Source organism: Azospirillum sp. B21, from assembly GCF_008364825.1.
Taxonomy (GTDB): Bacteria; Pseudomonadota; Alphaproteobacteria; order Azospirillales; family Azospirillaceae; genus Azospirillum.
This window is the reverse complement of the sequence record NZ_VTTO01000029.1, coordinates 1-26,405: the sequence shown is the minus strand read 5'-3', so window position 1 is coordinate 26,405 and position 26,405 is coordinate 1. Positions and strand designations below refer to the sequence as shown.

Genomic DNA, 26,405 nt, shown 5'->3' with positions numbered 1-26,405 from the left:
AACTACCCCCGCACCGCAGCAATATGAAAGCGCGACCACGCCGCACCCAGTCCGGAGGCGCGCATGGCAGCCTTGAAACGATTGCCTTTTTCGCCGTGTTTCCACGATGCGGCAGTGTATACGCAGCGGCGGATGGGCCTTAATCCCTTGAGGAAATGCTGGTTTTCACAGCCTTCAGCTACCCCTTGCCACCCGCCGCGCCATACGGTAACGTATGGTCAAAGAACGGATGATTTCCCAGGGGAGCGATACGCCATGCTGTCCAACCAGTACCCCAGCCTGAATTTCGACCTCGGTGAATCGGCCGACATGCTGCGCGATTCGGTGCGCAGCTTCGCCGCCAACGAGATCGCCCCCCGCGCTGCCGAGATCGACCATACCAACGAGTTCCCGAACGAGCTGTGGCGCAAGATGGGCGACCTCGGCATCCTCGGCGTGACGGTCGAGGAGGAATATGGCGGCGCCGGCATGGGCTATCTGGAGCATGTCGTGGCGATGGAGGAGGTGTCCCGCGCCTCGGCCTCGGTGGGGCTCAGCTACGGCGCCCATTCGAACCTCTGCGTCAACCAGATCCGCAAGAACGGCACCGAGGAGCAGAAGCGCCGCTACCTACCCAAGCTGATCTCCGGCGAGCATATCGGCGCGCTGGCGATGTCGGAACCGAACGCCGGGTCCGACGTGGTGTCGATGAAGCTGCGGGCCGAGAAGAAGGGCGACCGTTACGTCCTGAACGGCACCAAGATGTGGATCACCAACGGCCCCGACGCCGACGCGCTGGTGATCTACGCCAAGACCGACATCAACGCCGGCCCGCGCGGCATCACCGCCTTCCTGGTGGAAAAGGGCTTCAAGGGCTTCTCGGTGGCGCAGAAGCTGGACAAGCTGGGCATGCGCGGCTCCAACACCGGCGAGCTGGTGTTCGAGGACTGCGAGGTGCCGGAGGAGAACATCCTGGGCGGCGTCGGCCGCGGCGTGAACGTGCTGATGTCCGGCCTGGACTACGAGCGCGCGGTGCTGTCCGGTGGTCCGCTCGGCATCATGCAGGCCTGCATGGACGTGGTGATCCCCTATGTCCACGACCGCAAGCAGTTCGGCCAGTCCATCGGCGAGTTCCAGCTGATGCAGGGCAAGCTGGCCGACATGTACACGATCATGAACGCCGCCAAGGCCTATGTGTACGCCGTGTGCAAGGCGTGCGACCGCGGCGAGACCACCCGCAAGGACGCCGCCGCCGCCATCCTGTTCTCCGCCGAAAAGGCGACCTGGATGGCGTTGGAGGCCATTCAAACCCTGGGGGGCAACGGCTACATCAATGAATACCCGACCGGCCGCCTGCTGCGCGACGCCAAGCTCTACGAGATCGGCGCCGGGACCAGCGAGATCCGCCGCATGCTGATCGGGCGCGAACTGTTCAAGGAAACCGCGTAAAGCGGATCGGCTACAAGGCACAGAGGGAAAGGGACCGACCACCATGACCGACAGCATCGTCATCGCCGCCGCCGTCCGCACGCCGATGGGCGGCTTCCAGGGCGACCTCATGGGCCTGACCGGGCCGCAGCTTGGTGCCGTCGCCATCCAGGCGGCGCTCGAACGCTCGGGCCTTGCCGCGGACGCGGTGGACGAGGTGTTCATGGGCAACGTGCTGTCGGCCGGTCTGGGCCAGGCCCCGGCACGTCAGGCGGCGCTGGGCGCCGGGCTGCCGAAGGGCGTCGGCTGCACCACCATCTCCAAGGTCTGCGGGTCGGGCATGCGGGCGGTGATGTTCGCCCATGACGTCATCAAGGCCGGCTCGGCCAAGGTGGTGGTCGCCGGCGGCATGGAGAGCATGTCGAACGCCCCCTACCTGCTGGACCGCGCCCGCGCCGGCTACCGCATGGGTCACGGCAAGGTGCTGGACCACATGTTCTTCGACGGTCTGGAGGACGCCTACGAGAAGGGCCGCCTGATGGGCACCTTCGCCGAGGAATGCGCCAGCAGTTACAACTTCACCCGCGAGGCGCAGGACAACTACGCCATCGAAAGCCTGACCCGCGCCCGCAAGGCGGTGGAGGACGGCTCCTTCAAGGCGGAGATCGCGCCGGTGCTGGTCAAGGGCCGCAAGGGCGATACGCTGGTCGACACCGACGAGCAGCCGGGCAAGGGCGATCCGAAGAAGATCCCGACGCTGAAGCCCGCCTTCGCCAAGGACGGCACGGTGACGGCGGCGAACGCGTCGTCGATTTCCGACGGTGGTGCTGCGCTGGTCGTCACCACCCGCAGCGAGGCGGACCGCCGCGGCCTGCGCGTGATCGCCGAGATCAAGGGCCATTCCAACCACGCCCAGCAGCCGGCGCTGTTCACCACCGCTCCGGTTGGTGCGATGCAGAAGCTGTTCGAGAAAGTGGGTTGGTCGGCCCGCGATGTCGACCTGTTCGAGATCAACGAGGCGTTCGCCGTGGTGACCATGGCGGCGATGCGGGATCTGGACCTGCCGCACGACAAGGTGAACGTCCATGGCGGCGCCTGCGCGCTGGGGCATCCCATCGGGGCGTCGGGGGCGCGGATCATCGTGACGCTGCTGGCGGCGCTGGAGAAGTACGACCTGAAGCGGGGCGTGGCGTCGCTGTGTATCGGTGGCGGTGAGGCTACGGCGATTGCGGTGGAGCGGGTGTAAGGGGCAGTTAGACCCCCACCCTAACCCTCCCCCGCTGGGCGGGGGAGGGACTGCCACCCCTCTCCCGCATCAGCACCAGTCCCCTCCCCCGCCCAGCGGGGGAGGGTTAGGGTGGGGGTAAACGCCACCAACAAAGAACCATCGCCCGAGGAAACGCCCGATGCACCTGACCGAAGAACAGACCATGGTCCGCGACATGGCCCGCGCCTTCGCGCAGGACCGGCTCGCCCCGACCGCCGCCGAGCGCGACCGCAGCGGCGCCTTTCCCAAGGCGGAACTCGCCGAGATGGGCGAACTCGGCCTGATGGGCATGCTGGTGCCGGAGGAATATGGCGGGGCCGCCACCGACCATGTCGCCTACGCGCTCGCCATCGAGGAGATCGCCGCCGGCGACGGGGCGGTGTCCACCATCATGAGCGTGCACAACTCGGTCGGCTGCATGCCGATCCTGAAATTCGGAACGGACGCTCAGAAGGACCGTTTCCTGAAGCCGATGGCGCGCGGCGAGATGCTGGGCGCCTTCTGCCTGACCGAACCCCAGGCGGGGTCCGACGCCTCGGCGATCAAGACCCGCGCCCGGCGCGACGGCGAGCATTGGGTGCTGAACGGCACCAAGCAGTTCATCACCTCCGGCTCGCAGGCGGATGTCGCCATCGTCTTCGCCGTGACCGATCCGGCGGCAGGGAAGAAGGGGCTCAGCGCCTTCATCGTGCCGACCGACACGCCGGGCTATCAGGTCGCGCGGACGGAGGAGAAGCTGGGCCAGCACTGCTCCGACACCTGCCAGATCGTCTTCGAGGAGTGCCGGGTTCCCGCCGACCTGATGCTCGGGGCCGAAGGCGCCGGCTACAAGGTGGCGCTGGCGAACCTGGAGGGCGGGCGCATCGGCATCGCCTCGCAGTCGGTCGGCATGGCCCGTTCGGCGCTGGACCATGCCATCCGTTACGCCCAGGAGCGCCAGAGCATGGGCGTGCCGATCATCCAGCATCAGGCTGTCGCCTTCCGCCTCGCCGACATGGCGACCCGCGTGGAAGCCGCGCGCCAGATGGTGCTGCATGCGGCATCCTTGCGCGATGCCGGGGTGCCCTGCATGAAGGAAGCGGCGATGGCCAAGCTGTTCGCCTCCGAGATCGCCGAGAAGGTCTGTTCCGACGCCATCCAGATCCATGGCGGCTATGGCTATCTCAACGATTTCCCGGTCGAGCGCATCTACCGCGACGTCCGGGTCTGCCAGATCTATGAGGGCACCAGCGACATTCAGCGGTTGGTCATCAGCCGCGCTCTCACCCAATAACCAAGACCGCCAAACCGGGAGGAAGACGGCATGACCGTCCTGAAGAGCGCCCTGAACGCGCGCTCCGCCGAGTTCCAGGCCAACGCCGACGCCATGCAGGCGCTGGTCGACGATCTGCGCCGGAAGGTCGCCGCCATCCAGCAGGGCGGCGGCGCCAAGGCGCGTGAAAAGCACCTCGCCCGCGGCAAGCTGCTGCCGCGCGAGCGCATCCGCCAGTTGCTCGACGTCGGCTCGCCGTTTCTGGAGCTGTCGCAGCTGGCTGCCGACGGCGTCTATGCCGAGGACATCCCGTCCGCCGGCATCATCGCCGGCATCGGCAGCGTCGCCGGGCAGGAGTGCATGATCGTCGCCAATGACGCGACGGTGAAGGGCGGCACCTATTACCCGCTGACGGTCAAGAAGCACCTGCGCGCGCAGGAGATCGCCCAGCAGAACAACCTGCCCTGCATCTATCTGGTCGACAGCGGCGGCGCCAACCTGCCGAACCAGGACGAGGTCTTCCCCGACCGCGACCATTTCGGCCGCATCTTCTACAACCAGGCCAACATGTCGGCCGAGGGCATCCCGCAGATCGCCGTGGTGATGGGCAGCTGCACCGCCGGCGGCGCCTATGTCCCGGCAATGTCGGACGAGGCGATCATCGTCCGCAACCAGGGCACCATCTTCCTGGGCGGCCCGCCGCTGGTGAAGGCCGCGACCGGCGAGGTGGTGTCGGCCGAGGATCTCGGCGGCGCCGACGTCCATTCCCGCACGTCCGGCGTCACCGACCATTACGCGATGAACGACGCCCACGCTCTGGCGATGGCGCGCCGCGTGGTGTCGAACCTGAACCGCGCCAAGCACATCGACCTGGATCTCCGCGAGCCGGAGGAACCGGCTTTCGACCCGCGCGAGCTCTACGGCGTCATCCCCAGCGACGCCCGCAAGCCCTTCGACGTGCGCGAGGTGATCGCGAGGGTGGTCGACGGGTCGCGCTTCGACGAGTTCAAGCCGCTCTACGGCACGACGCTGGTGACCGGCTTCGCCCACATCTTCGGCTATCCGGTCGGCATCATCGCCAACAACGGAATCCTGTTCAGCGAATCCGCCCTGAAGGGCGCCCATTTCGTCGAGCTGTGCTGCCAGCGCCGCATCCCACTGGTGTTCCTGCAGAACATCACCGGCTTCATGGTGGGCCGCAAGTACGAGGCCGGCGGCATCGCCAAGGACGGCGCCAAGCTGGTCACCGCGGTCGCCTGCGCCAAGGTGCCGAAATTCACTGTCATCATCGGCGGCAGCTATGGCGCCGGCAATTACGGCATGTGCGGCCGCGCCTACAGCCCGCGCTTCATGTGGATGTGGCCGAACGCCCGCATCTCCGTCATGGGCGGCGAGCAGGCGGCCGGCGTGCTAGCCCAGGTCAAGCGCGACGCCATGGAAGCCCAGGGCAAGCCGTGGTCGGCCGAGGACGAGGAGGCGCTGAAGGCGCCGATCCGCGCCCAGTTCGAGCGCGAGAGCCATGCCTATTACGCCAGTGCCCGGCTGTGGGACGACGGCATCATCGACCCGGCCGACACCCGCATGGTGCTGGGCCTCGGCCTGTCGGCCTCGCTGAACGCCCCGGTGCCGAAGACGCCCTTCGGCGTCTTCCGGATGTGATGGAGACGGGCATGAGCGACATTCTGATCGACATCGCCGACACCGGCGTCGCCACCGTCACCATGAACCGCGGCGACGTCCACAACGCCTTCAACGAACAGGTCATCGCCGACCTCACATCGGCCTTCCGGCAGGTGGGCGAGGATCCGGCGGTGCGCGTCGTCCTGTTGCGCGGGGTGGGCAAGAGCTTCTCGGCCGGGGCCGATCTGTCCTGGATGAAGAAGATGGCCGGCTACTCCCATCAGGAGAATCTGGCCGACGCCATGGGCCTCGCCACCATGCTGCGCACGCTGGACGAATGCCCGAAGTCGACGGTCGCCGTGGTGCAGGGTCCGGCCTTCGGCGGCGGCGTGGGCCTCGTCTCGGCCTGCGACATCGCCATCGGCGTCGAGACGGCGACCTTCGCCCTGTCGGAGGTGCGGCTGGGCATCATCCCCGCCGCCATCAGCCCCTATGTCATCGCCGCCATCGGCGAGCGCGCCTGCCGCCGCTATTTCCTGACCGGCGAGCGCTTCAGCGCGGCGGAGGCCCACCGCATCGGCCTGCTGCATGAGCTGACCAGCGCCGACGCGCTGGAGGAGACGGTGGCGAAGACGGTCAGAAACCTGATGGACAGCGCGCCGACGGCGGTCACCGCCGCCAAGGAGCTGATCCGCGCCGTCGCCCGCCGGCCGCTGACCGAAGAGGTGATGCGCGACACGGCGGAGCGCATTGCCCGCCAGCGCGCCAGCGCCGAAGGCAAGGAGGGCGTCGGCGCCTTCCTCGACAAACGCACCCCGTCCTGGCGGAGCTGATCCACATGTTCGACAAGATCCTCATCGCCAACCGTGGCGAAATCGCCTGCCGGGTCATCCGCACCGCCCGCCGCCTCGGCATCAAGACCGTCGCCGTCCATTCGGAGGCGGACGCCAAGGCCATGCATGTCCAGATGGCCGACGAGGCCGTCTGCATCGGCCCGGCCCCGGTCGGCGAAAGCTATCTGCGCGGCGACGTCATCCTCGACGTGGCGAAGCGCACGGGCGCCCAGGCCATCCATCCCGGTTACGGCTTCCTGTCGGAGAATGCCGGCTTCGCGGCGGCCTGTGCGGAGGCCGGCGTCGTCTTCATCGGCCCGCCGATCGAGGCGATCCGCGTCATGGGCTCCAAGGCGGAATCCAAGCGGCTGATGGCGAATGCCGACGTGCCGCTGGTGCCGGGCTATCACGGCACCGACCAGGACTTCGCCACCCTGTCGGCAGAGGCCGAGCGCATCGGCTATCCGGTGCTGGTCAAGGCGTCGGCCGGCGGCGGCGGCAAGGGCATGCGCGTGGTGCGCGCCGCTGGGGAGCTGGCCGATGCGGTGGCCGGCGCCCAGCGTGAAGCCAAGGCGGCCTTCGGCGACGACAGCCTGCTGCTGGAGAAGTATCTCGGCCGGCCGCGCCATGTCGAAATCCAGGTCTTCTGCGACACCCACGGCAACGGCGTCTATCTGTTCGAGCGCGACTGCTCGGTCCAGCGCCGCCACCAGAAGGTGATCGAGGAGGCGCCGGCCCCCAACCTTCCCGACGACATCCGCCGCCGCATGGGCGAGGCCGCGGTCGCCGCCGCCAAGGCGGTGAACTATGTCGGTGCCGGCACCGTCGAGTTCCTCTATGAGGATGGCGGCTTCTACTTCATCGAGATGAACACCCGCCTGCAGGTGGAACATCCGGTGACGGAGAAGATCACCGGCCTGGATCTGGTCGAGTGGCAACTGCGCGTGGCGGCCGGGGCGGAGCTGCCGCTGCGCCAGGAGCAGTTGACCCGCCGCGGCCACGCCTTCGAGGCGCGGCTCTATGCCGAGGATCCGCAACGCGACTTCCTGCCGGCCATCGGCAAGCTGGTGCGGTTGCGCCCGCCGGCCGAGAACGATCACGTCCGCGTCGACACCGGTGTGCGCGAAGGCGATTCGGTGACGATGTATTACGACCCGATGATCGCCAAGCTGATCGTCTGGGACGAGGACCGCGATTCTGCGCTGCGCCGCCTGCGGGTGGCTCTGGCCGAGTATGAGGTGGTCGGCGTCACCACCAATGTCGGCTTCCTCGGCGCCATCGCCGGCCATCCGGCCTTCAAGGCGGTGGAGATCGACACCGGCTTCATCGAGCGCCACCGCGCCGACCTGCTGCCGCCGCCGGCCCCGGTGCCGGACAGGGCGCTGGCCGCGGCATCCCTGTCGGTGCTGCTGAAGCGCCGGGAGGAGGCCCAGGCGGCATTGCGCGCCCGGTCGGACCGCTACTCGCCCTGGCTGCTCGCCAATGGCTGGCGGCTGAACGAGGAGAACCATTACGACCTGCGCCTGATGGACGGCGACACGGCGCGCGAGGTGACGCTGCACTTCCGCGCCGATGGCTATGAGGTTGCGGTGGATGGCGGCAAGCCGATGCCGGTGACCGGCGTCAGCCTGACAGACGGCCTGCTGACCGCGACACTGGGCGGCATGCGAACCCGCGCCACCGTGGTGCAGCAAGGGCTCGACATCACCGTGCTGATCGACGGCGCGGTGTCCCGCCTGACGCTGGACGATCCCAGCGCCCGCGCGGCGGAGCAGGAGGGCGGCTCCGGCCGTCTGACCGCGCCGATGCCGGGCACCGTGGTCCGCGTGCTGGTCGAAGCGGGCCAGAGCGTCGAGGCCGGCGCGCCGCTGATGCTGCTGGAGGCCATGAAGATGGAGCACACCATCAAGGCCCCGGCGGCGGGCACCGTCAGCGCCGTGAATTTCGCGGCGGGCGATCAGGTGTCGGAAGGCGTCGACCTGCTGGTTCTCGACATCGCGGAGGCCTGACGATGCAACTGCCGAAATTCGTCCGCATGGTGGAGGTCGGCCCGCGCGACGGCCTCCAGAACGAAAAGTCCATGGTGCCGACGGCGGTCAAGGTGGATCTGGTCGACCGCCTGTCCGACGCCGGGTTGAGCGTGGTGGAGGCGGCCAGCTTCGTCTCGCCCAAATGGGTGCCGCAGATGGGCGACAGCGCCGAGGTGCTGGCCGGCATCGCCCGCAAGCCCGGCGTGCGCTACGCCGCCCTCACCCCCAACCTGAAGGGGCTGGAGGGCGCGCTGGCGGCCAAGGCCGACGAGGTAGCGGTGTTTGGTGCCGCCTCGGAAAGCTTCAGCCGGAAGAACATCAACTGCTCCATCGCCGAAAGTCTGGACCGCTTCGCCCCCGTGATGGAGCAGGCCAAGGCGGCGGGCGTGCCGGTGCGGGGCTATGTCTCCTGCGTGCTCGGTTGCCCTTATGAGGGGGAGATCGCGCCACGGGCGGTGGCGGAGGTGGCGGAACGGCTGTTCGCCATGGGCTGCTACGAGATCTCGCTGGGCGACACCATCGGCACCGGCACGCCGACCAAGGCGCAGCTGATGATCGCCGCGGTGGCGGAGCGGGTGCCGGTGGAGAAGATCGCCGTCCATTTCCACGACACCTATGGGCAGGCGCTCGCCAACATTCTGGCGGCGTTGCAGATGGGGGTGGCGGTGGTGGACAGCTCGGTCGCGGGCCTCGGCGGCTGCCCCTATGCCAAGGGGGCCAGCGGAAACGTGGCGAGCGAGGACGTGCTGTACATGCTGAACGGCCTCGGCATCGAGACCGGGGTGGATCTGGACAAGCTGATCGCGGCGGGGGCGTTCATCAGCGACGCCATCGGCCGCCCGACCGCATCGAAGGTGGCCCGCGCTCGTGGTTGTGCGTGAGGGACTCTTCGGCAACGAAGGGCCGCGCCTCCGGAAGGGGGTGCGGCCCTTTCGTATCCGGGGGAATGGCCCCTTCGCATCTTGCGCGGTCCACCCCATATAGGGGCGGTCATCGGCCAGACGTGAACGACCGCCCGTGCGTATCCCTCACCTGAACGACCTGTACGATGCCGGCAGCCGGCTTCTTTTGGAATCGACGGTGCGCGTCGGCGTCACCGGGCTGCGGCGGGCGGGCAAGACCGTCTTCGTCACCGCGCTCGTCGACAATCTGCTGAAGGCCGGGCGGCTTCCCTTCCTCGACGTCATGTCGTCGGGCCGCTTCCAGGCGGCACGGCTGCGGCCGCAGCCCGATCCGGACGTGCCGCGCTTCGATTTCGAAGGCCATCTCGCTGCCTTGACCGGTCCCGATCCCCATTGGCCGGAGCCGACGCGCGGCATCGGCCAGATGCGCGTCTCCCTGCGCTACCGCCCGGAGTCTGCGCTGAAGCGGGCGGTGCAGCCGGTGGCGACGCTGAACCTCGACCTCGTCGATTATCCCGGCGAATGGCTGCTCGACCTGCCGCTGCTGCGCCAGAGCTTCGCGGAATGGAGCGCGCTGACGCTGGAGCTTGCCGCCCGGCCGCCGCGCGACGAGCTGTCCGCCTCCTGGCGCGGCTGGCTCGCCACCATCGACCCGATGGCAGCGGCGGAGGAGGAGACGGCGCGGCGGGGTGCGGCGCTCTACACCGACTATCTCCACGCCTGCCGGCGGGCCGACACGCTGCTCAGCCTGATCCAGCCGGGCCGCTTCGTGGAGCCGGGCGACATGAAGGACGCGCCGCTGCTGACCTTCTGTCCGCTGCCCCCGCCCCAGGCCGGCGGGGCGCGGGGGCGCGGCAGCTTGTGGGCGCTGATGGAGGAGCGCTACGAGGCCTACAAGACCAACGTCGTCCGCCGCTTCTTCTCCGAGCATTTCGCCAAGCTCGACCGCCAGATCGTGCTGATCGACGTGCTGGGGGCGCTGAACGCCGGGCCGGCCGGGATGGCCGACATGAAGCGGGCGCTGGAGTTGAGCCTGGAGCCCTTCCGCCACGGCTCGTCGGGCTGGCTCGACTGGTTGCTGGGCACGAAGATCGACCGGGTGCTGTTCGCCGCGACCAAGGCCGATCACATCGCCGCACACCAGCATGCCCAGCTGCGCGCGCTGCTCGACCGGCTGGTCGGCGATGCCCGCAACGCCATCCGGTTCGAGGGCGCCCAGGTCGATACGATGGCCATCGCCGCGCTGAAATGCACCGACAGCGTGGTGACGGAGCATGAGGGGCGGCAGCTGCGCTGTGTGCGCGGCGTGCCCGTGGGGCGCGACCGTCCGACCGTGCTGTTCCCCGGCGAGATCCCGGAGGATGCCGAAGCCTTTCCGCCCGGCCGCGACCGCCCCTACAATTTCCTGGCCTTCCGTCCGCCCGACGATCTCGGCCGCGACCCGCGCGGCCTGCCGCACATCCGCGTTGATCAGGCCCTGCAATTCCTGCTGGGGGATTACCTGCTGTGACGGAGCGCGACAGCGACACCCGCAAGGCCGCGAAGGGCTGGGTACCGCCGATGGAGCTGGAGCTTGACCGCGCCGCTCCGGTCTCGGCGGAGGAGGAGACGGCGCTGCTGACCGGATCGGGCGACCCGGCGGAACTATTGCCCGCCCCGGCTGCCCCGGTGCGGACGACCCGCCGGCTGGGACGCTGGCTGTTCGGGGCGCTGGCGGCGCTGGTGGTGGTGGCGCTGGGGTTCGACACTGCCGACCTGCTGAACCGCGCCTTCGCCACCAGCCTTGTGCTGGGCGTGCTGGTGGCGCTGCTGGCGGCGACGGCGGGCATCGCCGCCGTGGCGATGCTGGTGAACGAACTGCTGTCGCTGCGCCGCCTGCGGCGGATCGAGGAATTGCGGGCGGAGGCCGGGCGACTGGAAATCGAGGCGCCGGGCGGCCGGGCCGACCGCTTCGCCGGGTCGCTGGTGGCGCTCTATGCCGACCGGCGGGAATTGGCCCCGGCGCTGGCCCGTGTGCGCGACCATGTCACCGATGCCCATGACGAGCATGAGGTGGTGCGGCTGCTGGACCGCGAGGTACTGGCCCCGCTGGACCGCGCCGCCTATCAGCGGGTCCTGCTGGCGTCGCGCGACACCGCCGTCGCCACCGCGCTGAGCCCGGCGGCGCTCTTGGATTTCGCGGTGGTGCTTTGGCGGAACCTGAAGCTGGTGCGGGAGATCGCATCGCTCTACGGCGCCCGGCCCGGCTATGTCGGCTCGCTGCGGCTGCTGCGCCGGATGCTCGCCAACATCGCCGTTGCCGGGGTGACCGAAAGCGCCCATCACGTGGCGGTGGAGGCTTTGGGCGGTTCGCTCGCCGCCGCGATCTCCACCCGGATGGGGCAGGGGGTGATCAACGGCCTGCTGACCGCGCGGGTCGGGCTGACCGCCATGCATCTGTGCCGCCCCATCGCCTTCGGCACCGACAACCGCCCCAGCCTGAACCGCATCAGGAAGGAACTGCTGTCGGTGCCCAAGCAGGTGCTGTGACGCGTCAGGCGAGGTCGAAGACCAGCACTTCGGCGTCGTCGGCGCGGTCGAGCGTCACCGCCTCCTCATCCGTCAGCGCGGCGCCGTCGCCGGCCTTCAGCAGGGTGCCGTTCAGATGGACCCGGCCGCGGGCGACCTGGACCCAGGCATGGCGGCCGGGGCGCAGGGGCAGGGTGGCGCTCTCCTCCCCGTCCAGCAGGGCGGCGTACAGATCCACATCCTGGTGGATGGTGACGCTGCCGTCGCGCCCGTCACGCGAACCGACCAGCTTCAGCTTGCCCTGCTTCTCCGCAGCCGGGAAATCCGCCTGCTGGTAGCCGGGGGCCAGGTTGTTGGCTTCCGGCAGGATCCAGATCTGGAGGAAATGCACCGGCTCGGTGTCGGACGCATTGTACTCGCTGTGGCGGATGCCGCGGCCGGCGCTCATCACCTGGACCTCGCCCGGACGGATCACCGACCCGGTGCCGATGGAGTCCTTGTGCTCCAGCGCGCCGTTCAGCACGTAGGAGACGATCTCCATGTTGGCGTGCCCATGGGTGGGAAAGCCGGCGCCGGGGATCACGCGGTCCTCGTTGATGACCCGCAGGGCGCGGAAGCCCATATGGCCGGGGTCGAAGTAATGGCCGAACGAAAAGCTGTGGTTGCTGTTCAGCCAACCCATGTTGGCAACCCCGCGCTCGTCGCGATGGCGAATGGTGATCATGGAACCCTCCGTGCTCGTTGGGGTGTGTGCCGTTGTCTGGAGGGGAATTTGGCACCGGACGGCTTGGGGAACAATCTGGCGGGTTCGCACCAGATCGTTGCGACTGAAGCTACAATCTCACCCCGCCAACGGCACTCCGACCGCGAACACCGTGCCGCGCCCTTCCACCGAGCGCACCGTCACCGGATGTTCCAGCAGCCGCGCCAGCCGTTCGACGATGGCGAGCCCCAGGCCGATGCCCTCGCTGCGGTCGCGGTCGGGGCGGTCGAGCTGGACGAATTCCTCGAAGATGCGTTGCCGGTCGGGTTCGGCGATGCCACGTCCGGTGTCGTAGACCTCGATCCACAGCCTGTCGCCGCGGGTGCGGCAGCCGATCAGCACGCCGCCGGTCTCGGTGTAACGGATTGCATTGGCGATCAGGTTGCGGACGATGCGCTCCAGCAGCGCCGGGTCGCTGCACACCACGGCATTGGTCGGGACGGCGCGCAGCCGCAGGCCCTTGGCCTCCGCCAGCCCGGCGAACTCCGCCTCCAGCTGGTCGAGCAGCGGAGAGAGCGGCAGGTCGGCCGGCTTCGGCGTCACCGCGCCGGATTCCAGCTTCGAGATGTCGAGGATCGCGTTCAGCAGGTCGCGCATCGACCGCTGCGCCGCCTTCAGGTCGGTCAACAGGGCCGCCGCCTTGGCGCTTTGCGGCTGGCGTTCCAGCATGCCGGTGAACATGCCGATGGCCTGGAGCGGCTGCTGCAGGTCGTGGCTGGCATGGGCCAGGAAGCGGGATTTGGCGCGGTGGGCCTGCTCCGCCGCGGATTTGGCGGCATGCAGTTCGGCCGTGCGTTCGCGAACCTGCTGTTCCAAAGTGGCGTTGGCCCGCTCGATCGTCTCGGCCATGCGCAGGATTTCGGTGAACTGGCGGCGCACCTGCCGGGTCATCGGCCGGAAGATCGCCAGCGCCTCCACCGCCAGGATCAGTAGGGTGACCAGCAGAGCGGCCAACCCCAGTTGATGCAGGGTGTGGAATCCGGCCTCGCCCTCCTCCTGGTAGAGGGCGACCATCTCCTCCAGCCGATCCAGCAGCGGGCCGAGCGCCTGTGAGGTGATGCGGTCGGCTTCGGCCGGATCGGGGGGCTGGCCGGCGGCTGCGGCGGCGATCACCCGGCGCAGGGCGGCGATGTGCCCGGTCACCAGCGGGTCCAGCGGGTCGGCGCCGCCATGGAAAAGGTCGTTGGGGGGCGGCCCCAGCGGCGGGCCTTCCTCCGGCCCGGCCCGGCCGCTCAGCCGGCGGTGGGCGGCTTCGAACATGTCGGTGGTCTCGGCCAGCTGGCGGGCGAGGTCGGTGCGCACCGCCGGATCAGTGGCGGTCTTCAACCGCTCGACCAGAAGGGCTGTCCGCTGCGACAGCATGCGCTGGCGGCCGGAGACGTTGACGACCTCCAGCATGCGTTCATGCTGGCCGATCACCCCTTCGGTCATCACGAAGCCGGCCAGCGTGCCGAGCGCGATCAGCGTCAGCGCCAGGGCATAGCGCACGGTCATCCAGCGGGCCGTGGTGGTGCCGGTCGGTATCATGCGATTTTCCCTTCGGCCGTGACGCCCATCGCCATTTTCAGGCAGCAACATTGGGTCATCTGCCGCATTGCGGCAATGGCCGAGGGTAGCGTCGAGGCTATGAAGCCTCGGTAAATCCGCAAGCCTCCAGCGCCTCCCGCATGTGCGGTGGGACCGGCGCCACCGCACCCACCGGGTCGCGCTTCGGATAGAGCGGCAGCGAGATGGCGCGGGAGTGCAGGTGCAGGGGCTTGCCCTCCGGCCCGCCATATTGCGGGTCGCCGACCAACGGGCAGCCGATGGAGGCGCAATGGACGCGGATCTGGTGGGTGCGGCCGGTGTGCGGCGTCAGCTCCAGCCAGGTCAGCCCGTCTGCCTGCCCGCGCACGACATAGTCGGTCACCGCGGTCTGCCCATCGGGCGAGCCGACGATGCGCCAGCCGCCGGTCTTGTTGGAAACCTTGGCGAGCGGCAGCTCGATCCGCCCGGACTCCTGCGGCGGCGTCCCGGCGACCACCGCCCAATAGGTTTTGTCGACCTTGCCGTTCTGGAACAGGATGCCGATCTTGCGCAGCGCCTTGGCATGGCGGCCGAGGATCAGGCAACCCGACGTGTCGCGGTCCAGCCGGTGGGCGAGGGACGGCGGCTTGGGAAAGCCGAAGCGCAGCGCGTCGAAATGCCGCTCCAGGTTCGGCCCGCCGGCGGGGCCGGCATGGACCGGCAGCCCGGCGGGCTTGTCGAGGATCAGCATCAGCCCGTCGCGGTACAGGATGCGGTCTTGGATTTGGGCGGGTGTCACGGGCTACTCATCCCCAGGCACGGGAAATCAGGAGGTCGATGGCGGCGATGATGCGGTCGCTGTCGTCGGCGAGGGAGCAGACTTTTTCGCCGATTTGGTCCGTCGGAACAGAGGCGAGCTGAAGTGGATTCAGAATGACGTTACGGCCTTCAACCACGAATCTCGGGGTCAAGGAAGGTTCCGTGCTCGGGAGCTTGTCAGCGGGCAGCAGCGGTGCGATCACCCTGCGCGCCGATGCGTCGAAACGTTGTGATTGCACGATCACCAGATACGGAATGCCCGAGCGTGCCGCCGTTCGGTTCCGATGGACATCGAATTGAGCCATCACAGGTGATCGAGATGTTCGTCGGCGAAAGAGCCATACTTGGCGTCGAAGTCGTTCAGCGCCGCAATCGTGGCATCCAGGCGACGTTCGCGGTCCGCTTTCGCCACCTCGTCGGCCAGCAGCTTCTCGACCCGCTCGGACAGGTCGCCGGGGAGGGACTGCGCGCGCTGAAGGATGTCCTCGTCCAGCGACAGGGTGACGTCCCGCTTCGGTGCGCGCCGGTCATAGACACCGTCCATTGGAAAGCCCTCCCCCCGATACTGATGCATTGAAGATAGGCGCCCCCGGTGCCGTCCGGCAAGCAGGCAGCAAAAAAAGGCGCGGCCACCGCAAGGCACCGCGCCCCCTCTCACAGGCCCGAATCAGGCGAGCTTCAACTCCTTGAAGAAGTCGTTGCCCTTGTCATCGACGATGATGAAGGCCGGGAAGTCCTCGACCTCGATGCGCCAGATGGCTTCCATGCCGAGTTCGGGATACTCGACGCACTCCACCTTCTTGATGCAGTCCTGGGCCAGACGGGCGGCGGCGCCGCCGATCGAGCCGAGATAGAAGCCGCCATGCTGCTTGCAGGCCGCCGTCACCTCGGGGCTGCGGTTGCCCTTGGCCAGCATGACCATGGAGCCGCCGGCCGCCTGGAACTGGTCGACGAAGCTGTCCATGCGGCCCGCCGTGGTCGGCCCGAAGGAGCCCGAGGCGTAGCCTTCCGGCGTCTTGGCCGGGCCGGCATAGTAGATCGGGTGGTTCTTGAAATAGTCCGGCAGCGGCTCGCCGGCGTCCAGGCGGGCGCGCAGCTTGGCGTGGGCCAGATCGCGGGCGACGATCAGCGGGCCGGTCAGCGACAGGCGGGTGCGGATCGGGTACTGGGAGAGCGTGGCGCGGATCTGCTCCATCGGCTGGTTCAGATCGATCTTCACGACCTCGTCCGACAGATGCTCGCCGCCGATCTCCGGCAGATACTGGGCCGGATCGGTCTCCAGCTGCTCCAGGAAGATGCCGTCCTTGGTGATCTTGCCCACCGCCTGACGGTCGGCCGAGCAGGACACGCCGATGCCGATCGGCATGGAGGCGCCGTGGCGCGGCAGGCGGATGACGCGGACGTCGTGGCAGAAATACTTGCCGCCGAACTGGGCGCCGATGCCCATGTTCTGGGTCAGCTTGTGGACCTCGGCCTCCATCGCCAGATCGCGGAAGGCGTGCGCGTCCTCGCCGCCCTCGGTCGGCAGGTTGTCGAGATAACGGGCGGAGGCCAGCTTGACCGTCTTCAGGTTCTGCTCGGCCGACAGGCCGCCGATGACGATGGCGAGGTGGTAGGGCGGGCAAGCCGAGGTGCCGAGATAGCGGATCTTGTCTTCCAGGAACTTCAGCAGCCGGTCGGGCGCCAGCACCGACGGCGTGGCCTGATGCAGGAAGGTCTTGTTGGCCGACCCGCCGCCCTTGGCCATGAACAGGAACTTGTAGTAGTCCTCGCCCTCGGAATAGATGTCGATCTGCGCCGGCAGGTTGTTGCGGGTGTTCTTCTCCTCATACATGGAGATCGGCGCCAGCTGGCTGTAGCGCAGGTTGCGCTTCAGATAGGCGTCGCGCGCACCTTCGGACAGGGCGGTCTCGTCGCCGCCCTTGGTCCAGACGCGGCGGCCCTTCTTGCCCATGATGATGGCGGTGCCGGTGTCCTGGCACATCGGCAGGGTGCCGGCGGCGGCGATGTTGGCGTTCTTCAGCAGGTCGAGCGCCACGAAGCGGTCGTTGGCCGACGCCTCCGCATCGTCCAGGATCTTGGCGAGTTGGGCGAGATGGCCCGGACGCAGCAGATGGTTGATGTCGGAGAAGGCAGCCTCGGCCAGCAGGCGCAGACCCTCCGGCTCGATCTTCAGGATCTGCTCGCCGTCGAACTCGACGACCGAGACATGATCCGAGGTCAGCTTGCGGTAGGTCGTGTCGTCCTTGGCGAGCGGAAACAGGCCGCGGGCTGAGGCGATGTCGTCGGGCATTGGGGCGTTCCTTCGTGACGATCCAACGGCCTCCGCGAAACCGCGCCCGGCCGGGCGCGCGAAGGGGGCAGGCCGCGCTCGGCCCCCCTTATACACCGCTGCGGGGCGGAGACAACCATCGGCAGGACGGAAGGCGGCGCGGCGGTTTGTCGTGGGGGAGATGGTGGGGAAGTGGTCGTACCGGTGCAGGGTTAGACCCCCACCTATCCTCCCCCGCTGGGCGGGGGAGGGACTGCCGCCGCTCTCCCACACAAGCACTTGTCCCCTCCCCCGCCCAGCGGGGGAGGGTCAGGGTGGGGGCAAAACTGTACTTACGCCGCCGCCTTCACATGCCCGTCCACCGCCTCATGGCCGTGGACGGCCGGCTCGGCCGGGGCGCCGACCCATTCGCCGTGGGCGGGGATTTCCTCGCCCTTCATCACCAGGGTCAGCGGACCCAGGCGGGCGAAGTCGCCGACATGGGTGTCGTACAGCACGGTGGCGCCGGCGCCGATGGTGACGCCGGTGCCCACGCTCACCCGGCCGACCTTCATCACGCGGTCCTCGTACAGGTGGGTCTGCAGGGCCGACAGGGCGTTGATGGCGCAATGGTCGCCGACCGACACGCAGTCGAACTCGGTGATGTCGGTGGTGTCCATATAGACGCCCTTGCCGAACTTCGTGCCGAAGATGCGCAGCACCCAGGGCAGCATCGGCGTGCCGCGCAGATGGTCGAGCAGGACCTTGCCGGCCAGACCCCAGTAGAGCACGGCCACCGCCTCCGTCCGCATGGCCCACCAGGACCACATCGGCTTCATAGTGGGGGCGTAACGGCCCATCAGCAGCCACTTCACCAGCGCCACCACCAGCACCATCGCCGAGGGAATGGCGACGCTGACCGCCAGGAACTGCCAAAGGAAGGTGCCCCAGCGCCCGTCGAGGATGGCGGGGGCGAAGAACTCCACCGCGAAGGTGCCGAAGGTGATGAACAGCATCGTCGGCATCGACAGGCTGAACGCCTCGAACACGGCGCGTCCCAGACGGCGGGCGCGCGACGGCTCGAAGGTCCAGTTGGCCGACACGGTGTCGAACTTCTGCCGGACCGGCAGCCTGATCGGCGGGCTGCCGAACCAGGTGTCGCCGGCCTGCATCTCGGCATTGGCAGGCGGCTTGGACTTGATGCCGATCAGCGTGCCGGTGGGGATCGAGGCGCCCGGCGGCACCACGGCGTCGTTGCCGACGAACACGCGGGCCTCGGTCTTCACCGGCTGCAGATGCATCCAGCCGCGGCGGATGTCCTCGTCGCCCAGCACCACCTCGTCGGCGATGAAGCACTTCTCGCCGATCTCCACCAGATCGTAGCGGCCGGCGAGGTTGGTCGAGATCTCGGCGTCGCGGCCGATCTTGGCGCCCATCAGGCGGTACCAGGCCCGCATGTAGACGGTGGCGTAGAGCGAGCTGAGGGTCTCCAGCATCACCTCGGTCGCCAGCGCCACGATCCATTTGCGGACGTAGAACCAGCTGTGGACCGAATAGGATCCCGCTTCCACCTTCGGCAGCACGATCCAGCGCGCGGCGGCGATCAGCAGGACGGTGACCGCCACCAGGAACATGGCGGTCGGCCAGGCGATGGCGGGGACATAGATCAGATAGTTGACCTTGAACAGCCCGCCCATCCAGGCGTCGAGCCGGTCGAACAGGTAGAAGGCCGGGAAGATCGGGATCAGCGCCACTGGCGGCAGGCCGACCACCGCAACCAGATAGACAAGAGCCTGGGTCGCCCGCCTGAGGGCGCCGGCACGCGGAGCCTGGGGCAGGGCGGCGCGGTCGACCATGCCCACCTTGCGGGCGGGCGAGCCGTCCCAGGATTCGTAGGCGCCAGTGCGGGTGCCGGCGGCGAGCGCGGTCAGGTCGGCCAGCTCGGTGCCAGGGGCGACGACGGCGTCATGCCCGATGACGCAGGAGGTGCCGATATAAGCGTCGTCGCCGATCTCGATGGTGCCGATCACCAGCTCGTTGCCGATCACCTCGGCATTCGCCAGCTTGACCTTGCCGCCGGTACAGGCGCCGCGGCCGATGCTGACCAGATCGATGGCGCCGGATTCGAACTCGCCGATCATCGCGTCGGCGCCGATCCGGGCGCCGAGCGCGCGCAGGAGCAGCCGCATCAGCGGCGATCCCTGGAACCATTTCAGGTGGACCAGCGCGATGAAGCGCTGGGCCAGCCACCAGCGATAGTAATAGACGCCCCACAGCGGATAGCGGCCCGGCTTGGTCCTACCGATGATCAGCCATTTCGCCGCGATGGCGATGGCGACGGTGGCGATGTTGATGACGACATAGACGCCGAACAGCGTCGTGACCTCGCCCAGCAGGCCGGCATCCTCGCCCGACAGCAGCATGTAGCTGACGAACACGCCCAGCCACTGCACCGTCATCAGCGCCAGGATGACCGGCAGCGCCGCAGCCTGGGCCAGACCGCACAGCAGGCGGCGGCGCAGCGGCGGCGGCTCGAAGGACAGGTCGGCCGGCTCGGCGCCGTGACCGGCCGGCGCCTTGGCATCCTGCCGTTCGGCCATGGCTCGTAGCGTGCGGGCGCCGTAGACGTCCTGCAGGGTCAGGCTGGCCAGCCCGGCGCTCTCGCGCACCGCCGACACGAAGCGTGCCGCCAGCAGCGAATGGCCGCCGAGGTCGAGGAAGAAGTCGGCCTCAAGCGGGATCGACTGGCCGGGGAAGACGCGGCGGGCAGCCTCCAGCAGCGCGGCCTCGGTCGGGCTGCGCGGCTCCTCCTGCTCGCCCGAGCCGGCATCCTCGGTCAGGGCCATCGCCTGCAGGGTCTTGCGGTCGGCCTTGCCGGAAGTCAGGCGCGGCAGCTCCGCCACCTGTTCGTAATGCGCGGGCACCATGTAGGCGGGCAGCTGGGCGCGCAACGCGTCGCGGAGCGCGGTCTTGTCGAGGGAGGCGCCGGGCTGGGCGACCAGGAAGGCGACCAGACGGTCCAGCCCGTTGTCGGTGCGCAGCACCACCGTGGCCTGGGCGATGCCCGGCAGGTCGGTCAGCTTCGCCTCGATCTCGCCCAGCTCCAGCCGGAAGCCGCGGATCTTCACCTGATCGTCGATGCGGCCGTGGAAGCGCAGGTTGCCGTCGGCATCCAGGCTGACCGCATCGCCGGAGCGGTAGAGCAGCGGATCGTTTCCGCCGGAGCGGAACGGATTGGCGATGAACTTCTCCGCCGTCAGCTCCGGCCGGCCGAGATAGCCCTGCGCCACGCCAGGGCCGCCGATCAGCAGCTCGCCCTGGCTGCCGGCGGCGACCGGCTGCAGCGCCTCGTCCACCACATAGCAGGTGTAGTTGGGGATCGGGCGGCCGATGGTGACGGGGGTGTCGGGCAGCACCTCGGCCACCGTGGCGACGACGGTCGCCTCGGTCGGGCCGTAGCTGTTGAACAGGCGCCGGCCCGGACGGCACCAGCGCGCGGCGATGGCCGGCGGACAGGCCTCGCCGCCCAGGATCACCACGCGCAGCGACGGCACGTCCTTCGGCAGCATCGCCAGCAGGGTCGGCACGGTGTCCAGAACGGTGACGCCGGCCTCGTTCAGCACGTCGGCCAGCCGGTCGGCCTCGTCCAGCACCTGGCGGCTGGCGACCCACAGGGTGGCACCGGCCAGATAGGGGACGAAGATCTCCTCCAGCGACAGGTCGAAGGCGACCGAGGCGCCCTGGAACGCCACGTCGTCGGCGGTGATGCCGTAGACGCTGTTGGCGGCGCGCAGGTAATGGCAGATGTTGCGGTGGCTGATGACGATGCCCTTGGGCTTGCCGGTCGAGCCCGAGGTGTAGATGGCGTAGGCCGGGCTGTCCGGCGTCACCCCGTCGGCGCGCAGGTCGAGCGGACGGTCGTCGTCGCCCAGAACGTCGCCGATGCGCAGGACCTGGACGTCTGCGCCGGCGTCGGCCAGCGTCGCCGCCTTGGTGCCGGTGACGAGATCGATCAGGATCGCAGGGGCGGCGCAGTCGGTCAGGCTGACGGCCACACGCTCGGCCGGGGCATCGGCATCGAAGGGCAGATAGGCGGCGCCCGCCTTCAGGATGCCCAGCAGCGCCACATGAAGGTCCAGCGACCGGGCCATCCACAGCCCGACGAAGCAGCCGGGGCCGATCCCACGCGCCCGCAGGCCGCGGGCGACTCGGTTGGCGCGCGCCTCCAGCTCGGCATAGCTGATGCGCCGGCCTTCATAAATGATGGCCGTGCGGTCCGGATGCGCCGTTGCGGTCGCTTGCGGAATGTCGGGCAGCAGCTCGTCCCGCAGCAGGGACGGGTCGATGGTTCCGCTCAGCGTCGGCGCCACTGGAATGGCGGTCTGGGAAGGGAACGTCGTCGATCGACCGGCCGGGGAAACGTCGGTCGGGCCGTCGGCCCGCGCAGTCAGCAGAGTCACGCTGTGTCAGCCTTCCAAAGGGAATCAGCGCGGTGGCGCCGGAGGGACCCGTTCATCGGCTGGTCCCGGCGGTCGGCTGAACGCGGCGATGGGCCGCTCGCATGTTGTGGCGCTTTATGGTTAACGAATGCTTGCCGTCCGGCATGGCGGCACCCGTACCGATGGGAGATGGCAAGTCTTGGGCTTTCCAAGCGCTGCGCAAGCAACATTCGCCCCAACCAAAAGAAAGAATAAGACCTGCCGACACCGGATACATGCGTATACATGAACGTGCGGACGGCGCTTTCATGATCCGTTGCGGCGCCATGGTCAAGGGTGTCCTTATGTATGCCTGCCGATGCGTCAGGGCATGCGTCGGCGCCACCACATGCCGGCCCTTCGCTGATGTGGGTTCGCCGGCAGTGTCCGCATCATCCGGCATTTGCATGGCTGCCGCTTGCCTGGAACGGCCTTCTCCGCTCGTTTTTCATGATGCAGTCATGGGGAATTCAGCTCTTGGCTCTGGTTGCCGGTCCTTCGGGAAGGCCCTATTCCCCCAGATGTTCCAGCGGCAGGGCGGTGCGGTAGCGCACCTGTTTCAGCGCGAAGCTGGAGCGGATGCTGGCGACGCCGGGGATGCGGGTCAGGTGTTCCTTCAGGAAGCGCTCGTAGCTGGCGAGGTCCGGCACCACGACCCGCAGCAGGTAGTCTGCGTCGCCGGTCATCAGATAGCATTCCAGCACCTCCGGCCGCGCCATCACCGCCGCCTCGAATCCGTCGAGCCGGTCTTCCACCTGCCGTTCCAGGCTGACGCTGACGAAGATGTTGACCGGCAGATCGACCGAGGCCGGGTCGACCAGCGCCACATAGCGGGCGATCACCCCGGCGTCCTCCAGCACCTTGACCCGCCTGAGGCAGGGGGAGGGCGACAGGCCGACCCGCTCCGCAAGTTCGTTGTTGGGCAGGCGGCCATCCTCCTGAAGGGCGGCCAGGATCTTCCGGTCTATGCGGTCGAGAGTTTGTTTTGGCATCGAATGCTGCGCCCCGCGCTGGATTGGCATTCAATGCTAAAGCGGAGCCGCGGCTGGCGCCACTTTGCAAGCATCTGCCCGATCACAAATGATAGGCTTGTCCAACCATAACCTCCATCCGGGAGCCTCCCCATGACCGCGATCCAGCCGTCCTCCGCCGATCTCGCCTGCCTGGCCGAGCTGGAGCGCAAGGTCCTCTGGCTCGCCTCCTGGACCATCCACAACGCCAACCATGTCCGCCCCAACCTGGACGGGCTGAAGATCGGCGGCCATCAGGCTTCCAGCGCCTCGATGTCGACCATCCTGACGGCGCTCTATTTCTCGGCCCTCCGGCCGGAGGACCGGGTGGCGGTGAAGCCCCATGCCAGCCCGATCTTCCACGCCATCCAATATCTGCTGGGCAACCAGACGCGGGAGAAGCTGGAGAATTTCCGCGGCTACAAGGGCGCCCAGTCCTACCCGTCCCGCACCAAGGACGTGGACGACGTCGATTTCTCCACCGGCTCGGTCGGGCTGGGGGTGGCGCAGACCCTCTTCGCCTCGCTGGTTCAGGATTACCTGAAGGCCAAGGGCTGGGCGCCCGGCCTGCCGGAGGGGCGCATGGTCTCGCTGGTCGGCGATGCCGAGATGGACGAGGGCAACATCTTCGAAGCCCTGCAGGAGGGGTGGAAGCACGGCCTGCGCAACACCTGGTGGATCGTCGACTACAACCGCCAGAGCCTGGACGCGGTGATCCGCGAAGGGCTGTGGGAGCGGCTGGAGAACATCTTCCGCGCCTTCGGCTGGGACGTGGTGATCCTGAAATACGGCACCTTGATGCAGGAGGCGTTCAAGGAGCCGGGCGGCGAGCGCCTGCGCCACTGGATCGACAGCTGTCCCAACCAGCTCTATTCGGCCCTGACCTACCAGGGCGGTGCCGCGTGGCGCCGCCGCCTGATGGACGATTTGGGCGACCAGGGCGACGTCACCCGCCTGATCGAGCGCCGCAGCGACGAGGAACTGGCCCGTCTGATGGGCAATCTCGGCGGCCATGACCTGCCGTCGCTGCTGGAGGCCTTCGCCGAGGCTCGCACCCATGACCGGCCGGTCTGCTTCATCGCCTACACGGTGAAGGGCTTCGGCCTGCCGCTGGCCGGTCACAAGGATAATCATTCCGGCCTGCTGACGCGCGAGCAGATGGACGGCTTCCGCGCCGCCAACAAGGTCCGTCCGGGCCATGAATGGGACCGGTTCGAGGGCCTCTCCCTGCCGGAAGCCGCACTGGACGACCTCCTGCGTCGCGTCCCCTTCGCCCGGAAGGGCCGCCGCCGCTACGAGGCGCCGGCGGTGACCGTGCCGGCCGTCCTGCAGACCCCGACGCAGAAGAGCCTGTCGACCCAGGCCGCCTTCGGTCTGATCCTGAACGAGATCGGGCGCGAACGCTCGGCGCTGGCCGAACGCATCGTCACCACCGCGCCGGACGTCACCGTCTCCACCAACCTGGGCGCCTGGGTGAACCGGCGCGGCCTGTTCGCCAAGAGCGAAATGGCCGACCTGTTCAAGAAGGAACGCATCCCCTCCACCTACAGCTGGGATTTCTCGCCGAAGGGCCAGCATCTGGAGCTGGGCATCGCCGAGTCCAACCTGTTCATCCTGCTGTCGGCGCTGGGCCTGTCGCACAGCCTGTTCGGGGAGCGGCTGCTGCCGATCGGCACGGTCTACGATCCCTTCATCATGCGCGGCGCCGACCAGCTGAACTACGCCTGCTACCAGGATGCCCGCTTCATGCTGGTGGCGACGCCGTCCGGCGTCACGCTGGCGCCGGAGGGCGGGGCGCACCAGTCCATCGCCACCCCGCTGGTCGGCATGGCGCAGGATGGCTTGGCCTATTTCGAGCCCGCCTTCGCCGACGAACTTGCGGTGGTGATGCGCTGGACCTTCGACTACATGCAGCGGGACGGGGAGGGGACACCGGACGAGCGCAACTGGCTGCGCGACGAGACCGGCGGCTCGGTTTATCTGCGCCTGTCCTCCCGCGCGCTGGAGCAGCCGACCCGGACGATGGACGAGGATCTCGCCCGCGACATCGTCGACGGTGCCTATTGGCTGCGCAAGCCGGGGCCGAACGCCCAGGTGGTGATCGCCTACACCGGCGCCGTCGCTCCCGAGGCCATCGCGGCGGTCGGCATGCTGGGCGAGGACCGGCGCGATGTGGGCCTGCTGGCGGTGACTTCCGCCGACCGGCTGACTGCCGGCTGGAGCGCCGCTCAGCGGGCGCGCGAGCGCGGCCTGACCCATGCCCGCGGCCATATCGAGCGGCTGCTGGAGGGGGTGCCGCCCCATTGCGCCCTGGTCACCGTGGTGGACGGCCATCCGACGACGCTGGGCTGGCTCGGCTCCGTCGCCGGTCACCGCACGCGGGCGCTGGGGGTGGAGCATTTCGGCCAGACCGGCACCATCGCCGATCTCTACCGCCACCACGGCATCGACGCCCACGGCATCGTCGCGGCGGCGGAAGCGGCCTCTCCCGGCCGGCCGGTCCGCCACTTGCGCGCAATCGGTTGAATGCGTCGGCTGATCGATTTTCAGCCGGCGCGCTCGGCCCGCTTTTCGAGCGCCTCGCGGTAGCGGTCGCGGGTGTAGTCGACCAGCGTGCCGAGCGCCGCCATCGCGGCCTCGGCATCCCGCCTTTCCAGCGCCTCCAGCAGGCGGGCGTGGAAGCCGACGATGGCCTCGCGTTCCCGCACCCGATAGATGATCATGTTGCTGACCGGCTGCAGCGCCTCGACCACGGCATGCATCAGGTAGGACAGCAGGGCATTGCCGGCGGCATCCACCAAGGCGCGGTGGAAGCGCACGTCCGAGGCGCAGAATTCCTCGTCGGTCAGTGCAGCGTCGCCCTGCCGCGCCAATTCATTCCGCATCGTCGCCAGCGGAACGGCCAATTCCGCATCGTCCCGCGCGGCCGCCAGCCGGCAGCAGACACCTTCCAGCTCCAGGCGCGCCGTCGCCATGTCGTCCAGCCCGATGTCGCCCACCGCGACCATCAGGGTGGTGGCGTTGGCCAGAGACCGCGCCGCGTCCTCCGGTGCCGGGCTGGCGACGAAATTTCCGCCGGTCGGGCCGCGGCGGGAGCGGATCAGGTGCTGGGCCGCCAGACGTTTCAGGGCTTCCCGCACGGTCGGGCGCGAGACCTTGAAGCGCAGCGCCAGTTCCTCTTCCGTCGGCAGCCGCTCGTCCACCTTCAGCCGCCCGTCCATGATGGCGGCACGCAGGCTATCGGCGATCTGCTTGGCTGCGCTGACGGTGACGACGCTCTCGAACTCGACCGGCATGTGCGCTCGCTGCTGGTTTCGAACAACTCTATGGTCAGAAGGTCAGACGTTTCAACATTTGCAACGGACCGGGCGAATGGCGCCGCTGACGCCGTATGGTCAGAAAATCGTCATGGTGGTGAAAAAAGTGCTTGCGCGGTTCGGTGTGTCCCGCATATAAGACGCCTCCCGACGCGAACGACGCCGGCGCCGCCGACACGGCAGCGACCGACACGCGACGGGGAAGCCCGACAAACCGGCGCTTACGATCCGAACCCCAGAGGTTCGGTGGAGCTCTCGGTTTCTGCATCGGGCGGGTTCTTTGACAAGTTTATACCGTGTTGTGAGAAGGGATGCGCAGGCGGCGGCAGTTGGTAGCCGTTGCGGCCTTGGGGTGTTGGTTCCTGCGGGGATCGGCACAATGAGGATCGTCTGTGCATCTTTTGAGCAGAGAAACTGTATCAGTATCGACGTTTCAGGAGAT

The 26,405-nt window shown here is 68.3% G+C and carries 19 protein-coding genes; 10 read left to right on the top strand and 9 right to left on the bottom strand.

Annotated elements, in window-relative coordinates:
* The first annotated feature begins 255 nt into the window (after nt 1–255).
* The 9 genes from FZ983_RS31995 to FZ983_RS31955 all read left to right on the top strand — a co-directional run bounded on the left by FZ983_RS31995 (nt 256) and on the right by FZ983_RS31955 (nt 11,840).
* Nucleotides 256–1,428, top strand: a complete 1,173-nt coding sequence (locus FZ983_RS31995; RefSeq protein ID WP_149228788.1) for an isovaleryl-CoA dehydrogenase — start codon at nt 256–258, stop codon at nt 1,426–1,428.
* A gap of 43 nt (nt 1,429–1,471) precedes the next feature.
* The gene (locus tag FZ983_RS31990; protein WP_149228786.1) at nt 1,472–2,653 is read left to right on the top strand and encodes an acetyl-CoA C-acyltransferase; all 1,182 of its coding nucleotides are present in this window, start codon (nt 1,472–1,474) and stop codon (nt 2,651–2,653) included.
* Nucleotides 2,654–2,813: 160 nt separating this feature from the next.
* Nucleotides 2,814–3,947: an acyl-CoA dehydrogenase gene (locus FZ983_RS31985; RefSeq protein ID WP_149228784.1), complete on the top strand. Its 1,134-nt coding sequence runs from the start codon at nt 2,814–2,816 to the stop codon at nt 3,945–3,947.
* A gap of 30 nt (nt 3,948–3,977) precedes the next feature.
* Entirely contained in the window at nt 3,978–5,585 is a 1,608-nt protein-coding gene (locus FZ983_RS31980) for a carboxyl transferase domain-containing protein (RefSeq protein WP_014187821.1), read from the top strand.
* An 11-nt stretch (nt 5,586–5,596) separates the two neighbouring features.
* Nucleotides 5,597–6,379, top strand: a complete 783-nt coding sequence (locus FZ983_RS31975; RefSeq protein WP_149228782.1) for an enoyl-CoA hydratase/isomerase family protein — start codon at nt 5,597–5,599, stop codon at nt 6,377–6,379.
* A gap of 5 nt (nt 6,380–6,384) precedes the next feature.
* On the top strand, nt 6,385–8,388 hold the full coding sequence (locus FZ983_RS31970) for an acetyl/propionyl/methylcrotonyl-CoA carboxylase subunit alpha (RefSeq protein WP_149228780.1): 2,004 nt from the start codon (nt 6,385–6,387) through the stop codon (nt 8,386–8,388).
* 2 nt (nt 8,389–8,390) lie between these two features.
* Nucleotides 8,391–9,290: a hydroxymethylglutaryl-CoA lyase gene (locus FZ983_RS31965; RefSeq protein WP_149228778.1), complete on the top strand. Its 900-nt coding sequence runs from the start codon at nt 8,391–8,393 to the stop codon at nt 9,288–9,290.
* Between the two features lie 136 nt (nt 9,291–9,426).
* Nucleotides 9,427–10,821 carry a YcjX family protein gene (locus FZ983_RS31960; RefSeq protein WP_149228776.1) on the top strand — a complete coding sequence of 465 codons (1,395 nt, stop codon included), beginning with the start codon at nt 9,427–9,429 and terminating at the stop codon, nt 10,819–10,821.
* Nucleotides 10,818–11,840 carry a TIGR01620 family protein gene (locus tag FZ983_RS31955; RefSeq protein WP_149228774.1) on the top strand — a complete coding sequence of 341 codons (1,023 nt, stop codon included), beginning with the start codon at nt 10,818–10,820 and terminating at the stop codon, nt 11,838–11,840. Before FZ983_RS31960 ends, FZ983_RS31955 begins: the two co-directional genes overlap by 4 nt.
* Before the next feature lie 4 nt (nt 11,841–11,844).
* Here FZ983_RS31955 and FZ983_RS31950 read toward each other — a convergent pair whose 3' ends face one another.
* The 8 genes from FZ983_RS31950 to FZ983_RS31910 all read right to left on the bottom strand — a co-directional run bounded on the left by FZ983_RS31950 (nt 11,845) and on the right by FZ983_RS31910 (nt 22,628).
* Nucleotides 11,845–12,543 carry a pirin family protein gene (locus FZ983_RS31950; protein WP_149228772.1) on the bottom strand — a complete coding sequence of 233 codons (699 nt, stop codon included), beginning with the start codon at nt 12,541–12,543 and terminating at the stop codon, nt 11,845–11,847.
* 117 nt (nt 12,544–12,660) lie between these two features.
* Nucleotides 12,661–14,109, bottom strand: coding sequence for an ATP-binding protein (locus FZ983_RS31945; protein ID WP_149228770.1), 1,449 nt, complete (start codon nt 14,107–14,109; stop codon nt 12,661–12,663).
* Between the two features lie 97 nt (nt 14,110–14,206).
* Nucleotides 14,207–14,887 (bottom strand): RNA pseudouridine synthase, encoded by a 681-nt coding sequence (locus FZ983_RS31940; RefSeq protein ID WP_149228768.1) that lies wholly within the window; start codon nt 14,885–14,887, stop codon nt 14,207–14,209.
* 7 nt (nt 14,888–14,894) lie between these two features.
* Nucleotides 14,895–15,212, bottom strand: coding sequence for a CcdB family protein (locus tag FZ983_RS31935; RefSeq protein ID WP_149228766.1), 318 nt, complete (start codon nt 15,210–15,212; stop codon nt 14,895–14,897).
* Nucleotides 15,212–15,451, bottom strand: coding sequence for a type II toxin-antitoxin system CcdA family antitoxin (locus tag FZ983_RS31930; protein ID WP_149228764.1), 240 nt, complete (start codon nt 15,449–15,451; stop codon nt 15,212–15,214). Before FZ983_RS31930 ends, FZ983_RS31935 begins: the two co-directional genes overlap by 1 nt.
* 123 nt (nt 15,452–15,574) lie before the next feature.
* On the bottom strand, nt 15,575–17,200 hold the full coding sequence (locus FZ983_RS31925; protein ID WP_149228762.1) for a fumarate hydratase: 1,626 nt from the start codon (nt 17,198–17,200) through the stop codon (nt 15,575–15,577).
* A gap of 311 nt (nt 17,201–17,511) precedes the next feature.
* Nucleotides 17,512–21,618: a Pls/PosA family non-ribosomal peptide synthetase gene (locus FZ983_RS31915; protein ID WP_149228760.1), complete on the bottom strand. Its 4,107-nt coding sequence runs from the start codon at nt 21,616–21,618 to the stop codon at nt 17,512–17,514.
* A 527-nt stretch (nt 21,619–22,145) separates the two neighbouring features.
* Nucleotides 22,146–22,628: an Lrp/AsnC family transcriptional regulator gene (locus tag FZ983_RS31910; RefSeq protein ID WP_149228757.1), complete on the bottom strand. Its 483-nt coding sequence runs from the start codon at nt 22,626–22,628 to the stop codon at nt 22,146–22,148.
* Nucleotides 22,629–22,760: 132 nt separating this feature from the next.
* Here FZ983_RS31910 and FZ983_RS31905 point away from each other — a divergent pair, with 132 nt between their 5' ends.
* Nucleotides 22,761–25,172, top strand: coding sequence for a transketolase (locus FZ983_RS31905; RefSeq protein ID WP_149228755.1), 2,412 nt, complete (start codon nt 22,761–22,763; stop codon nt 25,170–25,172).
* Between the two features lie 20 nt (nt 25,173–25,192).
* Here FZ983_RS31905 and FZ983_RS31900 read toward each other — a convergent pair whose 3' ends face one another.
* Complete coding sequence (locus FZ983_RS31900) at nt 25,193–25,942, bottom strand: GntR family transcriptional regulator (RefSeq protein ID WP_149228753.1); 750 nt, start codon at nt 25,940–25,942, stop codon at nt 25,193–25,195.
* Nucleotides 25,943–26,405: the final 463 nt, after the last annotated feature.